The following is a 14429-nucleotide window of genomic DNA, read 5'->3' on the forward strand; positions in this document are numbered from 1 at the left end:
TTTGTTACCCCAACTATAACTTGAGGATTAAGAGTTAGATATATAGTCAAAATTAGCTGACACAGAATTCTGAACGCCCTCTTTTGCCTACTGTAGCTTGCGGTATCAGTTCTTTTGTAAGCGCCCCATGAACACACGGGGCGTTTTAGTATGAGAAGTTCCACGGAAGAAATGAGTCAATGTCAGGCTCTGCTTTCGCCAGCTCTTTCATACATTTGACCATGTAATCGTAGAGTAAGCGCCCCATAATTCCACGGGGCGTTTTAGTGTGAGAAGTTCCACGGAAGAAGTGAGTCGATGTCGGGCTCTGCTTTCGCTAGCTCTTTCATGCACTTGACCATGTAATCGTAGAGAATGAGTCCATTGGCTTTAGCCGTCTCGATGATGCTATAGAGTAACGCACTGGCATCAGCACCTTTTGATGTGTTGGCAAAGAGTTCTTTCAGCCAATGACCATCGATTTTATGTAAGCGCACCACAACACCATATCAATGCACAGACGTTGACTCTAAATGAACATTTCGGCCTGCCATCATTCCTGTGCATGCACCAGCAATAGAGATAAGTGCCGTAGCGAACAATGGTAGTGTCCAACCATCCGTCCAATCATGTAATTGGCCGAGCAAAAGTGGACCAGCCGCAGCCATGAGATAACCCACGCTTTGAGCCATACCCGACAAAGCCGCAGCATCACCAGCATTAGTTGTACGTAATCCTATGAAGGTTAAACCAAGCATCATGCTAGCCCCAGAACCAAATCCCAAAAATACCGCCCACAACAGCGCAAGATGCGGTGCATAAATAAGACCAATAAGTGACAGAGATACCATCAAGCTCATAGTTACTGCAGCAGCCTTTTGATCCTTGAGACGACGTAGAGTAGCAGCCAAGATCAATCCTGGAATAGCCGTGGCAAATTGCAGTATGCCATGTACAGAACCAGCCTCGGTTGCTGATAAATCATTGTCTATCAAAATAGTCGGGAGCCAACCTACTGCAACGTAAAATGGCATCGCGTTAAATCCCATGAACAATGTTACTTGCCATCCCAAAGATGACCTCCAGACATTCACCGTTGCATGTTTTTTCGATGCAGCTGGATCTACAGGTTCATGTTTCTTTAGCTGTGGAAGCCACATAATCAGAGCTAGCAAGGGAACGACTAACAATACATTTAGTGATGTGTTCCACCCCCAAACATGTGCAATCGGAATAACTAAAGCCGAACCAATAGCCCCTGCAGCCCCCATAGTAATGGAATAGGCCCCTGTCATAGAGGCAACATTCCCTGAAAAGTCGCGCTTAATCAGGCTTGGCAACAACACATTTCCCAAAGCGATCCCGATACCAATAAATATAGTACCGCTATATAACACCCATTCATTACCTAGCGAACGAAGTAAAATACCCAATGATACAATAGTCAATGCTCCAAACAGTGTACGTTCCAAGCCAAATCGATGAGCAATAGAGGCACTTATCGGTGAAAACACCGTGAATGCCAGCAATGGTAATGACGTCAACAGACCTAGTTCTGAAGAACTCAGACCAAAGTCTCCTTGAATCATTGGCATGATGGGCGCAATACTCGTAAAAGGTACACGTAAGTTTGCTGCAATTAACAAGACCCCAGAGACCAACGCAATTGTCTGCCACTTGTTTCTCGTATCGTACATTTTCTACACCTAATTTTATAAAAAAAAGGAATATAGAGTATTCATCATGTGTAAAATACAGATTAAATGACACTTAATATCTAAATTATGCCAAGTTTTAACAAGACTATTTCGTCGCCAGAAGATTTCGACCCTGATGCCTTTTCACAAGCAGCCATCGCTCTACAGATTGCGCCTGAATTGGAACATTCAGGCACAGTACATTCCCATAGGAAAGGACAATTAATCGTCTCTCTACATGGCGCTGTCAGTTGTGAGGTAAAAGATGCCATATGGCTTGTGCCACCTCAGCATGCGGTTTGGATTCCTAGCAGTACTTCACATAGTGTCCGAATAACTAAAAATGCCAGTACCTGTTTTTTATTCATTGAACCTAGCGCAATAGCTATGCCCAGTTCATGCTGTACCCTCTATATATCTCCCCTCATAAAAGAGCTAATACAGCATCTTGCAGCACAAGATCCAGCTTACCAGGCCGAAAGCAAAACGTCTCGTTTAGCTAACGTACTGCTCGAACACCTCTGTGATGCCCCACTCAAAGATCTGCATTTGCCCATTTCAGATCATCCCAAAATAAAACAACTAACTAATGCGTTGTTTGCTTATCCAGATGACCGAACAACTTTGCGCCAATGGGCTGAGCGGCTCGCGACCAGTGAACGTTCACTCGCAAGATTGGTAAAAAGTGCAACAGGATTAAGTTTTGGACGATGGCGCCAGCAATTGCATCTGATGATCGCTTTAAGCCAATTAGCAGAAGGTCAATCGGTACAGAATGTCGCAGGCAACTTAGGATATGATTCGGTGAATGCATTTATTACTATGTTTAAAAAAGCATTGGGTAAATCACCGACTCAATATTTTGCATCTCTACGATAACTTAGTTATTCATTTCCATGGAGGTTCTTTAAATTCATCCATTAGAAAGTCTACCAGCTTTCGAACTTTTAAAGGGAGCGGCTTTCTCGTCGGGTATATGCAAAGTGTAGTGGTGAACTAAAAAGAGTCCGACATTTTATGGATACCGTATCGCCATTTCCTGGTAGTGGCTCAGCACAAAAAGTGAAGCATAATTAAGATCAGTTAGTTAGCTGACACAGAATTCAGCCCCCTCTCATAATGTTGAGAAAGTCGAAGAAATCGACTTTCTCAACGCTTTTATTAACGATTGCTAAAACGTGTGCTAAACATTCACTTTTTTGCCTACTGTAGCTTGCGGTACCAGTTCTTTTTCTAGTTCCTCTAGTGAACGACCTTTTGTTTCTGGAACTTTACTATGAATAAACAGAAAGCCTAAAGCACAAATGATACCGTAAAGTAAAAACGATCCTGATGCTCCAAGTTGTGAATTAAGAATTGGAAACGTATAAGTCAACGCGAAGCATGCGACCCAAAGTGCAAGAGTGCTGATTGACATAGCAGCACCACGTACCTTATTCGGAAATATTTCAGACAATAGAACCCATGTAACTGGGGCAAGCGTTAGTGCGTATATTGAGATAGAGATCAAGACTAAAAGAAGAACAGGCAAACCTAGTAATCCATATGCGTAAGCTGCCGACATAAAGCCATAGATAATGGTAAGTCCCAGGGATCCTATGATCATCAGCTTCCGACGTCCTATACGATCCACAAATGGAATAGCTAGAACAGTAAATAGTAAATTGATTAAACCTGTAGCGACTATTGACTTCAATGTGTCATTAATATCAAAACCTGCCGACGCGAAGATTTCCTGAGCATAATTGAAAATGACGTTAATGCCGCTCCACTGCTGAAATGCAGCTAGCACCACGCCAATAACTAAAATTGGTTTTACATCCGGCTTTAGTAGAGCACTGAAAGGTAAAGAACGGGTTTCATTTGATAAAGTGCTTTCAATTTCTGCTACGGTTCTGTTTACATAGTTTTCACTACCAATACGACGTAATGTCTCTTTAGCCTTTCCCGTCATACCAGCTTTTACTAACCAACGAGGTGATTCAGGTACAAAAAACAGCAACAACAAAAAGGCCAAGGCCGGCACTAACTCCGCACCGAACATATAGCGCCACCCAACTTGTCCATTCCAAGTTAGAAGAATATCCGCTTGAGTAGCTTCAGTCGCAACTGGCTCCGCGATCATTAAGTTAATAATTTGCGCGGCTAAAACACCAATAACAATGGTTAGTTGGTTAATTGAAACAAATTTACCTCGTTTCTCTGCCGGTGCAATTTCAGCGATATACATTGGAGATAATGCAGAAGCTAAGCCAATACCGACTCCTCCAATAATGCGATAAATAACAAATGCATTAAAACTTTCCGCAACTGCTGTTCCTAATGCAGAAATAACGAACAATATCGCCGCCAGTATCAAAGGTCGTTTACGTCCGTATTTGTCGGAAACCGTACCAGTAATAAATGCACCAAGCATGCACCCTAATAGTGCTGAACTCATTGCCCACCCAGATAGTGATGCATTAGTGACATGGAAATAGGCTTCATAAAAAGGTTTAGCACCACCAATAACAACCCAGTCGTAACCAAATAACAATCCTCCGCAGGCAGCAACTAAGCTAATTAACCAGATATTTCTCATTTTTAATTGTTCATTTGTTTCACTCATAGTAATTCCTTGTAGGGTATTTTTATTATTTAGGAACAATTCAGATAATTTTTCACCTGAAATGAATTATAAGATATACTTTAAATGCTCTTACTAAATACACATTAACCTTTTTAGAACCAGTTGAATACAGTATCCTTATCTTGAACCATTGATTAACTTAACAATAAAGAGCTCCCTAAACTAATATTATTAATTAGCTATTTAATATTTTTATTAAATATACAATGTGTATGCTTATAATTTTTCTGTGACGATGATTTCCATCTTTATTTCCATAACTTGATTGGGTTCAAGTATCGTTAGACTTTCAAATGTCGAACTATTATGAGCATCAACATACTGACTTTGGGGTTCAAGACAGATAAACGAGCTATCACCTTGTGGTTTATAAACCTGCAAATAATGACAAGGGCTCTTTACATTGATATTGATACCATTTGCATGCTCTAAGAAAAGATTACACCCATCAGCTAACTTATAGCCATTATTTATCCATATATCTGGGATATTTTTTAGATCTTCAAACTTAAAGGACTCTGGGATCTGATGCATAAAATCAGTTGGCAAATTATTTTTATCTTCTAACCAAATACCGTCGGCTTTAAATGATAGCTTTGAGTTACTCATAGTGGTAAAAAATGGGTGAAATCCAGCCCCGAATGGAAAGGCTTCATTGCCATCATTCTTTATTTTTAACGTTATAGATAATCTATTAGATTCCAATGTGTAGCATAACATCGCACTGTACGAACAGACTGATTCTATACATGATGTAGAAGTCAATATAATTTTTTTATTATCAGATACATTTTCACTATGCCAACTATTTAACCACCCATCACCATGAATAAAAAAATTGTCGTTATATTTATGCAGTGGTAACCTTATTTTTCTATTACGCCAAACAAATGAGTTTCCACGAATTCTATTTACCATTGGCAACATTGGAAACAATCCACTTTCTCCAGCAAATGATAAGTCACTAGATTGGCGTAATACATCAAAATTTTTAGGTAGATAAACCAGATTTGATACAGCTCCACCACTCTCACTTACAATTAATCTAAAGTAGGCGTTTTCTATTTTATGAGTATTAACCATATATTTACCTAATTATTAATTTTCTTTAAAATAGAGGATAACAAGACGAGATCATATGTTGTAATTCACATTTATTACTAAACATAGTTTAGTAATAAATAATACCATTTCTATCGGATAGAATATTTAATTCTATATTACCATAGTGAAATTTAACACCCAAATCTAGGTCTTAAGCAGATACCTTTTATAGGCTGAAGTTACAACATGGTCGTCAATTAAACATTTGCAACAACAAATGCATTGACTATGACCACTGGTCAACGTAATTTATGTAATGATCATTACATAAATAGGAAAAGTCATGAAAGACCTTCAAAATAAACGTGTACTTGTAACAGGAGCTTCGCGTGGCATAGGTGCTGCAATAGCTCTAACTCTAGCTGAGCATGGTGCAGATGTAGTCATTACATATCAGCATTCAAAAGATGCGGCACTCAAAGTCATAAAAGAAGTGGAGTCAAAAGGCCGCAAGGCATTTGCTATTCAAGCCGACAGTGCCAATGCTGAAGCAGTAATTCAGTCAGTCGAAGATGCAGTTCAACTACTTGGTGGACTTGATATTCTTGTAAACAATGCGGGGGTTGGCCCATCCGGTATGCTAGCAGACATGACCCTAGACCAGATTGACTCGCTTCTAGATATAAATATTCGAGGCGTTATTGTAGCGTCAAAAGCAGCGATCCCTTTTATGACTGATGGCGGACGCATTATTTCGATAGGCTCTAGCGCAGCAGAAAGAGTTTCCGTTCCTGGAATGTCGGTGTATGCTGCGACGAAATCGGCACTATTGGCGTTGACTCGAGGATTAGCACGAGAACTGGGACCAAGAGGCATTACAGTCAACATTGTCCATCCAGGCTCTACTGATACAGATCTTAATCCTGCTGTTGGCGATTTTGCTGAACTCCAAAAAGCAATGACATCACTTGGACGTTTTGGAAAGCCTGATGATGTAGCAAACGCCGTTGCATTCCTAGCAAGTCCTCAAGCGAGCAATATTACCGGAACGGGGATTGTAGTGGATGGTGGTGCGAACGCCTAATACGTCCTTTTGAAGTGTAATAGGCTATTCAGCTAAAACGTGATGATTTTGCAACAGATTCGTTTGTTCAACATCAATTATGTTACGATACGTTTTCACAATAAAGAGATAATTATGAAGAATACCCATAGTACGACTCAGTCACCCCAAAGAGGTAGGCCTCGTCAGTTTGATCGTGAAAGCGCGCTCATGCAAGCCATGCTCTTATTTTGGCGCAAAGGATTCTCCGCAACATCGGTGAGTGACTTGACTTCGTCTATGGGTATTTCATCTCCAAGCCTTTACGCTGCTTTTGGTTCAAAAGAAGACCTTTATGCTGAAGCATTAACTTACTATCAGCAAATCTACACGAGTAAGCTGTGGGCTGATTTTGATGCTGCTTTAACTGCACGAGAAGCCTTTGAGAGCTATCTCATGAATTCAATAAAACAATTTGTATTAGCAAACGAAGAAAATCATCCAGCTGGATGCATGCTTGGCCTGTCTACTGTTGGTAATGAGGGAAATGCAATTCTCGGAAAAATAGTCAGTGAAGCAAGAGAAAAAACGTTACAACGCTTAGATAGACGCTTAGAAAAAGCGGTAGCTGAAGGAGAACTGTCTGCAAAGAGCGCGACTGGACGTGCACGTTTTTATTTGGCAGTTCTCGGGGGGATCTCTCTTCAAGCCAGAGATGGTGCTAATCGTGAAGAATTAGAATCAATAGTTCGTCAAACCTTATCAGTTTGGAATAGTGACCACTGACCACTAAAATAATCCAGAATATGCCAGTACCTTATTAAAAGTATGAAGGTTAACTCTTTCTTTCACTGTACACCGATTTCAGTAAGGGCTTGGGCGCACCTGATATAGTGAAAGGCTATTTATGAGAGGAAATAGTCTATTCTATAAAGGTCTTTGCGATTTGAAAATCACGAATAAGCCATTTGCCATTTGTCTTTTCTAATTCAAGCTCGATCGTTCCTTTTCCTCTAGCAAAGTTTAAACTATATACAACATAAGCACTTACACTACCATCAGAACTATCTGTAAAAACATTGTATCTAATTAATTTGTCTATATTTTTAATCCATCCAAGTTCGACAAGAGCATTTTTCAATGCAACTTTAATATTGCCCTGATCATACTTAGAGAAATAATCTTCACTGAGAAGTGGTTGAATTATATTATAATCTAGGTGACTAAATTTATTAATTACCAATCCTCGAAATTCCTGATCATTACGAAGGGTATCATTATTTTCACCCAAAGGCTTACCACTTTGGCTGAAAAATAACACACACAGACCAAGCGCCAACAGAACACATAATCCACCTATACACGTCAATACATTCTTAAAAGTATTCAATTTGAAATCTCCAATGCCTTATTTTAGTCGTCGATATAAATGCTCTCAAAATTCCTCCCTTCACCTAACTCCAAGATAAGCGGTTGCCAACAGCTATAACTTACGTACCGCAACGAGCGCTACACAGCATTTAAAATTTCGTTACTCCCCTGTCTTTTACTTACATACTTTTACACACATTTACATTAATTGGTTGCATATGCGTTATACCAAAGGTCTAACGTCATTACCACTCTAACTCGTTAGATAATAAGGATTAAATCTATGGAATTTGATACAGGTAAAATCACTGTGCATTTTTCTCGGCTTACCACTCATGGATCGCTCTCTGAATAGGCTTTAACTTACCGATAGAACCGTTAATTGATTGATATTGATAACAATGCGTTTCCCCTTTGAGCGATTTGTGTGTTACAACAGAACAAAGGTTAATCAATATGCCACTTTCGGCATACTCCCTGTGCTCGTTGTTAGAAGGAGATCATCATGAGCCAACAATGGAACTCTGCCCGTTACGCCCAAAATGCTGCGTTCGTTTCTGAACTGGGATTGCCGGTGGTGACGTTACTCGATCCACAAGCAGGCGAAGCGATTTTGGATCTCGGTTGTGGTGAAGGTTCATTGGCACAAAAGCTCATGGCGTTGGATTGCCAAGTGACAGGGGTCGATTCCAGTGCCGATATGGTCGCAGCGGCACAAGCCAAAGGAGTCAATGCGCAATGCGTGAGCGGTGATGCTCTACAATTCGAAGCACAATTTGATGCGGTATTTAGTAATGCAGCGCTGCATTGGATGACCAACTATCACCCCGTGTTAGATGGCGTCTATCGTGCTTTGCGCAATGGCGGGCGCTTTGTCGCGGAAATGGGTGGCTTTGGCAATATTCGCTGCATTACCGATGCGATTGGTTCTGTTTTTGCCGAAAACCCAAGTTGGGGTGAGTACACATCCCCTTGGTTCTTTCCTAGTGATACCGAATACCGCGCACTGCTAGAGCTGCACGGTTTTGTGGTCGAGCAAATTGAGTTGATTGATCGCCCAACACCGCTAACCTCTGGTCTTAATGAGTGGCTGCGGATCTTTGCTGAGCATGCGACGGCTAAACTAAATGCAGAGCAAAAACAGCAGTTTTTGGTTCAGGTAGAAGAGCGCGTAAAAAAGGCGCTATACAGTGAAAAAGAGGGCTGGGTTGCTGATTACGTTCGCCTGCGTTTTCGAGCACATAAACCAGCGGTGAACATAGCAGATTAACCACTAGATCAAGTCTCAATGTAAGATAGAAAGTGAGATAAGTAGTGAGATAGAAAAAGGCCACCCAAGGCAGCAAGTCCCCGTCATGGGTGGCAACTGATATTACCTGTTTTGCATTTTAACTTATTAACATTGCTCTACTTTCACCTATAAGTGAGCTCTTCATTCGGTGCAAAAAGCCCATTGAAAGAGCCCGCTTATTGGATTCACTTTATAGCCCCATTTCGGCTTTGATTTGTTCCACCCAGCCACTCACGCGTTGGTCGGTTAATGACGCTTGGTTATCTTTATCAATCACCAAACCCACAAATTCATCGCCATCGACCGCATTAGAAGAGACAAAGTCATACCCCTCTAAGGGCCAAAAACCGACCACGGCTGCGCCAGTATTGGCGACATAATCGTACAGTTCGCCTAATCCATCGACGAACTCATTGGCATAACCAACTTGGTCGCCCAAACCAAACAGTGCTACTGTCTTGCCTGACAAATCCATCTCATTGAAATTAGGTACAAACTCATCCCAACTCTCTTCTTCACAATCGCACGCTTTTCCCGGCAGTTTGCCCTCGCCGAGCGTGGGTGTACCAAAGATCAAAAAGTCATACGCTAAGATCTCATCGACTGTTGTACGGTTGATGTTTTTCGGCTTATCAGCCAAGTCGCCAAGCTCTTTTTGAATTTGTTTTGCGATTTTGCGAGTACTGCCTGTATCAGTCCCGAAAAAAATGCCTACTTGCGCCATAGGTTCACTCCTTTGAAGTTTGTCCGTTGCTTACATAAAACGACTAGCACTTTGCACCAACAGTGCATTTGATGAAGGTTATCCTTATTCGGAGCAAGTGCCGTACCAATTTATAACCACATGTAAAATATGAGTTTTTTAAACTTAGCTCATGTTCAAAACGAACAAATTGTTCGTTTCACGACATTACTCGTCATCGTCTTCATCATCGTCATCTTCTGGATGCCAAATTAAAGGACGATAAATTTCAACGCGATCGCCCTCTTTGAGCGCCGCATCCAGTCCAGAGACTTTGCCAAACACGCCTACTTTTTGTTGCTGCAAATTGATAGTGGGAAACACCTCCAAAATATTGGAGCGATGAATAGCACTGAGCACCGTCGCTTCATCATCCACTTCCACTGGCAGCCACACCTGCTCATTAGGTAAGGCATACACGACCGATACTTTCATTATGCTTCTCCTTTCGCCAAGCCTGCTTGACGAGCAAGACTGGCGCGTCTGACTGCTTCCATTTTTTGTTTAAACGCCAAACCTAATCCCAACATCAAAAAGCCACCAGGAGGCAAGATGATGAGGAGCAAGCCGCGATAATCTGGAATCACTGTGGTCTCTAGAAATGAGAAATGCGGACCAAGCAGTAAGCTGGCATTAGTAAAGAGCGTGCCGCTGCCAATAATTTCCCGCACACCACCTAGCACCGTGAGCACCCAAGTAAAGCCAATCCCCATAAACAGACCGTCAGCCACCGAAGGAAGCACATTGGAGCGGCTCGCGAAGGATTCAACACGCCCCAAAATCGCACAGTTGGTGACGATCAAGGGAATAAATAGCCCGAGCACCTTGTGCAGTTCATGTAAGTAAGCATTGAGCAGCGCATCGGTCAGGGTAACGAGCGTCGCAATAATAATGACGTTGACCGGAATACGCACCGCTTTACTGATGATCCCTTTCGCCAGTGAGTTAATCACGTTGGACGCAATCATCACCACCATAGTGGCAAGCCCAAGGCCAAGGCCGTTAGTGGCGCTGCTGGTCACCGCCAATAAGGGACAAAGTGCCAGCGACTGCTTGAGTACGATGTTGTTATCCCACAGCCCATTTTTCATTATTGATGAATAGCTTGGCTCACTCATGGTTGGCCTCCTGCTCTGGTTTTGCTGCAACTTGATCTTGCTGCAGCGCCAATAAGGCTAAGTGAATCCCTTTTACCACCGCGCGCGGTGTGATGGTTGCGCCACTGAATTGATCAAACGTACCGCCATCTTTTTTCACGCCCCATTTGGGCGTATTGGCAAGGGAATGCTTTTCAAAGCTCAATACCCATGGGCTTTTTGCCAGTTCAATTTTGTCGCCCAGCCCTGGAGTTTCGGTATGGCTGACAATGCGCACGCCGATAATTTCACCGTTCAGGTTCACTCCCATCAGATAATGGATAGGGCCGCTGTAACCATCTTCACTGCCCTGCACCACCCAATCGATCACCTTGCCTGCGGCGTCTTTTACTGGAAAGAGTTGATACGTCTGATTTTGATACTCAACGCTATGACCATCGGCAAAGACGTTGTTGGCGTATTGCACGCTGCCCAGCACCTGCTTCAATAATGCGTCTTGGTCTTCACTGATACGCTGATCAATCACAGGTTGAGTGACAATTTGCGTTCCAACCAAAAGCACCGCGGCCAGAGCGCATGTGGCAGCAAGTAACCCGCTTTGATATCCCACTTTGTCTTTCCACACTTCCAACTGCGCCATCATGATCGTTTCTCCTTCAAACCGCGACTGCCATACACTGCAGGGCGCATATAGTGGTCAATCAAAGGACTGGCGGCATTCATCATCAGCACGGCAAATGCCACACCTTCTGGATAACTGCCATAGGTACGAATCAGCCACACCAAAAGCCCACAGCCTGCGCCGTAAACCAACTGGCCGCGAACACTTGTCGGTGAAGTGACCAAGTCGGTTGCGATATAAAAAGCCCCTAACATCGCACCGCCACTAAACCATTCGGTCCAGAAAGGCAGATAACGAACCGAGTCGATGGTGTGGGCTATCAGTGCTGGGACTCCTAACCCTAGGAAAAATGAAAGGGGGATGGCCCAGTGAATAATGCGCCGATAGAGCAGATACAATCCACCTAGCAGAATGAATAACGCACTGGTTTCCCCTAAACTGCCCCCTTGTTGGCCAAAGAACGTGTTCCAAAGCTCAATCGGTAATTTGCGTTCGGTACTGAGTGCGGTCGCCGAAGTCACGCCATCAAAATGGAGCCAGTTGGCAGGCACCGCGACCAAGCCTGAGGTAAATTGAATCGGCGTTGGGTCGGCCCATTGCGTCATCTCGACAGGAAAACAGATAAGTAACATCACCCGCGCTAACATCGCTGGGTTAAATAAGTTTTGTCCCAAGCCACCGTAAATTTGCTTACCCAACACCACCGCAAACACCGCGCCAATCACTGTCAGCCCGAGGGGAAAGCTGGGGGGTAGACTCATCGCCAAGAGGATACCGGTTAACAGCGCTGAGCCATCCATGCAGGCGATTGCCGATTTTTTCATTAAACGCAGGCAGGCCCATTCGCTGAGTACCGCAGCGAGCGCACTGACCAACAGCACATACAAACTGTTCAAACCAAATTGATACACCCCAAACAGCGCTGCGGGCAGCAGCGTCAGTAATACTGTGTACATAATGCGGACGCTGGAATTGGCGTTATGCGCAAATGGCCCCAAGACTACATCGTATTTAATCATCCTTGATTCTCCTCAGAGAGGGTGGTTTCCTTTTGTTCCACTTGTGCTCGGGCTGGACGAGCCGGCCTTGGCGGACGCGCTGGTCGAGTCGGTCTGGTGGTTGCCTCAACTGGCGACGTATCACTTAACGCAACGGCTGCTTCTGGCAACACCTCACTCTCAGTGGATGCTACAGCGTGACTAGGCCGAGCTATCTGTTGAGGACGAGCCGGGCGTTGAGGGCGAACGGGTCGCACTGGCCTTGTTACCCCTGCTTGTTTGCTAGCTTGTGCTTGATCGCTAACTTGAGTGGTCACCGATTGAAGCGTGGGGTCGACAGTTGCCTGTGCAGCAACGCTTGGGCGCGCTGGTCTTCCCGGCCGACTTGGACGCGCCGGTTTGCCGCTTGCCCCCGTAGCATCAGTGCTTGTCACATGCGTATTGGTTGGATTCGCACTGGTGACATTGGCAGCCACTCGCGCTGGGCGTTTGGCTTGTTTTTCGGCCAGTTTGGCTAACGCTTCTTCTTCCATACGATGACGTTTGGCTTCGGTTAAGCGTTTCGCTTGTTGCGATTTGCGCTCTTTTTGCCAGTTAGAACTGATCACCCCTTTAGCGTGCATAAAATACTGCACCAACGGAATCGAAGAAGGACACACATAACTGCACGCGCCACAAGAGAGGCAGTTACGCACACCAAGCTCTTCTGCCCTCTTAAAATCAGAGACTTTGGTATACGCCGCCATTTGAAATGGCATCAAACTCATCGGGCACGCCCGCACACATTGTCCGCAACGAATGCACTGCTGGTGTTGATATTCACTGATGATCTCTTCTTCCGTGAGAGCCAGTAAGCCACCCACCATTTTGTCGAGTGGTACTTCTAACGAAGAGACAATCTGCCCCATCATTGGGCCGCCAAGTATGAGACGTTCGGCACTTTCACTGACACCGCCACAGTAATTGAGCAAATCTTGCACCCTGGTTCCCAGTGGCACTTCAACATTGCGTGGCTCGCCAATGCCCATCCCCGAAACCGTTACAATGCGGCTTACCAATGGACGTTGAAAACGCACTGCATGGTAAACAGAACGTGCCGTTGCGATGTTATTGACCACCACGCCAATGTGCGATGAACGCCCGCCCAGTGGTACTTCCTTACCAATTAACGTCTTAATAAGCTGCTTGGCAGAGCCCATCGGATAGATGCTTGGCACACGGCGAATCTCAATGCTCGGCTCTTCACTCGCAGCATCAAGCATTTCGGCATACGCTTGAGGTTTATTATCTTCAATCCCTACAATCACATTTTTTGCACCACATGCCTGCTGCATTAACTTAATGCCCCCAACCACTTCAGCAGCATGGGTCTGCATGGTGACATCATCGCTGGTTAGGTAAGGTTCGCACTCACCACCATTGATGATCAGTGTTTCTACTTTTGCCATCAGTGCTGATTTGAGTTTCTGCGCAGTAGGAAACCCAGCGCCGCCAAGGCCAACAATGCCAGCGGCTTGAATACGTTCAATAATCACCTCTGGCTCTAACTGGTGAAACGCTCCCAGTGGCGCAGGCGTTCCCCAGTTACGGTCTTCGTTGGCACGAATTACTATGGTATCGGCGATGATTTTAGCGGGATGCGCGGTGATGTGCGGCGCAATATTAATCACAATGCCGTTGACTGGCGAATGAATCGGTGACACACGATCGCTGCGCCCTTTGGCGATCAACTGACCGCGAAACACTCTATCCCCTACTTCGACTAAAGGCATCAACACCGCCCCATCGCGCTCTTGCAGTGGTAAGTAAACATGGCTAGGCCAAAAGTCGTGATCAATCGGTTTATCCGTGGTTAACGACTTAAAGGTTTTTGGATGCACCCCACCCGAAAATCCATGTGAAAACAGCTTAAACATA

The 14429-nt window shown here is 44.2% G+C and carries 14 protein-coding genes and 1 pseudogene; 4 read left to right on the plus strand and 11 right to left on the minus strand.

Annotated features, from left to right (window positions below):
* Positions 1 to 263 precede the first annotated feature (263 nt).
* Both OCV11_RS22220 and OCV11_RS22225 read right to left on the minus strand, forming a co-directional pair.
* Positions 264 to 419, minus strand: a pseudogene (locus OCV11_RS22220) (transposase domain-containing protein); the annotation flags it as partial.
* A gap of 69 nt (positions 420 to 488) precedes the next feature.
* On the minus strand, positions 489 to 1676 hold the full coding sequence (locus OCV11_RS22225; protein WP_261896632.1) for an MFS transporter: 1188 nt from the start codon (positions 1674 to 1676) through the stop codon (positions 489 to 491).
* 87 nt (positions 1677 to 1763) lie between these two features.
* Between OCV11_RS22225 and OCV11_RS22230 the strand changes: the two genes are divergently transcribed.
* The gene (locus tag OCV11_RS22230) at positions 1764 to 2555 is read left to right on the plus strand and encodes an AraC family transcriptional regulator (protein WP_261896634.1); all 792 of its coding nucleotides are present in this window, start codon (positions 1764 to 1766) and stop codon (positions 2553 to 2555) included.
* A gap of 304 nt (positions 2556 to 2859) precedes the next feature.
* Here OCV11_RS22230 and OCV11_RS22235 read toward each other — a convergent pair whose 3' ends face one another.
* Both OCV11_RS22235 and OCV11_RS22240 read right to left on the minus strand, forming a co-directional pair.
* On the minus strand, positions 2860 to 4323 hold the full coding sequence (locus OCV11_RS22235) for a sugar porter family MFS transporter (RefSeq protein ID WP_261896636.1): 1464 nt from the start codon (positions 4321 to 4323) through the stop codon (positions 2860 to 2862).
* A 198-nt stretch (positions 4324 to 4521) separates the two neighbouring features.
* Entirely contained in the window at positions 4522 to 5388 is an 867-nt protein-coding gene (locus OCV11_RS22240) for an aldose epimerase family protein (RefSeq protein ID WP_261896637.1), read from the minus strand.
* Between the two features lie 304 nt (positions 5389 to 5692).
* Between OCV11_RS22240 and OCV11_RS22245 the strand changes: the two genes are divergently transcribed.
* Both OCV11_RS22245 and OCV11_RS22250 read left to right on the plus strand, forming a co-directional pair.
* Positions 5693 to 6433 carry an SDR family NAD(P)-dependent oxidoreductase gene (locus OCV11_RS22245; RefSeq protein ID WP_261896639.1) on the plus strand — a complete coding sequence of 247 codons (741 nt, stop codon included), beginning with the start codon at positions 5693 to 5695 and terminating at the stop codon, positions 6431 to 6433.
* Positions 6434 to 6547: 114 nt separating this feature from the next.
* Complete coding sequence (locus OCV11_RS22250) at positions 6548 to 7177, plus strand: TetR/AcrR family transcriptional regulator (RefSeq protein ID WP_261896640.1); 630 nt, start codon at positions 6548 to 6550, stop codon at positions 7175 to 7177.
* A 136-nt stretch (positions 7178 to 7313) separates the two neighbouring features.
* On the opposite strand, the gene OCV11_RS22255 is transcribed toward OCV11_RS22250, so the two are convergent.
* Positions 7314 to 7781, minus strand: coding sequence for a hypothetical protein (locus OCV11_RS22255; RefSeq protein ID WP_261896641.1), 468 nt, complete (start codon positions 7779 to 7781; stop codon positions 7314 to 7316).
* A 486-nt stretch (positions 7782 to 8267) separates the two neighbouring features.
* Between OCV11_RS22255 and OCV11_RS22260 the strand changes: the two genes are divergently transcribed.
* Positions 8268 to 9032, plus strand: coding sequence for a class I SAM-dependent methyltransferase (locus tag OCV11_RS22260; protein ID WP_261896642.1), 765 nt, complete (start codon positions 8268 to 8270; stop codon positions 9030 to 9032).
* Positions 9033 to 9243: 211 nt separating this feature from the next.
* Here the strand turns inward: OCV11_RS22260 and OCV11_RS22265 are convergent, their stop codons facing one another.
* The 6 genes from OCV11_RS22265 to rsxC form a co-directional block, all read right to left on the minus strand.
* Positions 9244 to 9777, minus strand: a complete 534-nt coding sequence (locus tag OCV11_RS22265) for a flavodoxin (protein WP_261896644.1) — start codon at positions 9775 to 9777, stop codon at positions 9244 to 9246.
* 186 nt (positions 9778 to 9963) lie between these two features.
* The gene (locus OCV11_RS22270; RefSeq protein ID WP_261896646.1) at positions 9964 to 10230 is read right to left on the minus strand and encodes an RnfH family protein; all 267 of its coding nucleotides are present in this window, start codon (positions 10228 to 10230) and stop codon (positions 9964 to 9966) included.
* Positions 10230 to 10913, minus strand: a complete 684-nt coding sequence (locus OCV11_RS22275) for an electron transport complex subunit E (protein ID WP_261896647.1) — start codon at positions 10911 to 10913, stop codon at positions 10230 to 10232. The genes OCV11_RS22270 and OCV11_RS22275 overlap by 1 nt, the downstream gene beginning before the upstream one ends.
* Entirely contained in the window at positions 10906 to 11535 is a 630-nt protein-coding gene (locus OCV11_RS22280; RefSeq protein ID WP_261896648.1) for an RnfABCDGE type electron transport complex subunit G, read from the minus strand. Before OCV11_RS22280 ends, OCV11_RS22275 begins: the two co-directional genes overlap by 8 nt.
* Positions 11532 to 12533, minus strand: coding sequence for an RnfABCDGE type electron transport complex subunit D (locus OCV11_RS22285; protein ID WP_261896649.1), 1002 nt, complete (start codon positions 12531 to 12533; stop codon positions 11532 to 11534). The genes OCV11_RS22280 and OCV11_RS22285 overlap by 4 nt, the downstream gene beginning before the upstream one ends.
* Complete coding sequence (gene rsxC, locus OCV11_RS22290; protein WP_261896650.1) at positions 12530 to 14428, minus strand: electron transport complex subunit RsxC; 1899 nt, start codon at positions 14426 to 14428, stop codon at positions 12530 to 12532. Before rsxC ends, OCV11_RS22285 begins: the two co-directional genes overlap by 4 nt.
* Position 14429 lies beyond the last annotated feature (1 nt).

The organism is Vibrio porteresiae DSM 19223, from assembly GCF_024347055.1.
Classification (GTDB): domain Bacteria; phylum Pseudomonadota; class Gammaproteobacteria; order Enterobacterales; family Vibrionaceae; genus Vibrio; species Vibrio porteresiae.

What these genes read in the sequence shown, in the direction of transcription:
- OCV11_RS22225 (WP_261896632.1), bottom strand. Translation starts at nt 1,676, where the DNA reads ATGTACGATACGAGAAACAAGTGGCAGACAATTGCGTTGGTCTCTGGG.
- OCV11_RS22230 (WP_261896634.1), top strand. Translation starts at nt 1,764, where the DNA reads ATGCCAAGTTTTAACAAGACTATTTCGTCGCCAGAAGATTTCGACCCT.
- OCV11_RS22240 (WP_261896637.1), bottom strand. Translation starts at nt 5,388, where the DNA reads ATGGTTAATACTCATAAAATAGAAAACGCCTACTTTAGATTAATTGTA.
- OCV11_RS22245 (WP_261896639.1), top strand. Translation starts at nt 5,693, where the DNA reads ATGAAAGACCTTCAAAATAAACGTGTACTTGTAACAGGAGCTTCGCGT.
- OCV11_RS22250 (WP_261896640.1), top strand. Translation starts at nt 6,548, where the DNA reads ATGAAGAATACCCATAGTACGACTCAGTCACCCCAAAGAGGTAGGCCT.
- OCV11_RS22260 (WP_261896642.1), top strand. Translation starts at nt 8,268, where the DNA reads ATGAGCCAACAATGGAACTCTGCCCGTTACGCCCAAAATGCTGCGTTC.
- OCV11_RS22265 (WP_261896644.1), bottom strand. Translation starts at nt 9,777, where the DNA reads ATGGCGCAAGTAGGCATTTTTTTCGGGACTGATACAGGCAGTACTCGC.
- OCV11_RS22270 (WP_261896646.1), bottom strand. Translation starts at nt 10,230, where the DNA reads ATGAAAGTATCGGTCGTGTATGCCTTACCTAATGAGCAGGTGTGGCTG.
- OCV11_RS22275 (WP_261896647.1), bottom strand. Translation starts at nt 10,913, where the DNA reads ATGAGTGAGCCAAGCTATTCATCAATAATGAAAAATGGGCTGTGGGAT.
- OCV11_RS22280 (WP_261896648.1), bottom strand. Translation starts at nt 11,535, where the DNA reads ATGATGGCGCAGTTGGAAGTGTGGAAAGACAAAGTGGGATATCAAAGC.
- OCV11_RS22285 (WP_261896649.1), bottom strand. Translation starts at nt 12,533, where the DNA reads ATGATTAAATACGATGTAGTCTTGGGGCCATTTGCGCATAACGCCAAT.
- rsxC (WP_261896650.1), bottom strand. Translation starts at nt 14,428, where the DNA reads ATGTTTAAGCTGTTTTCACATGGATTTTCGGGTGGGGTGCATCCAAAA.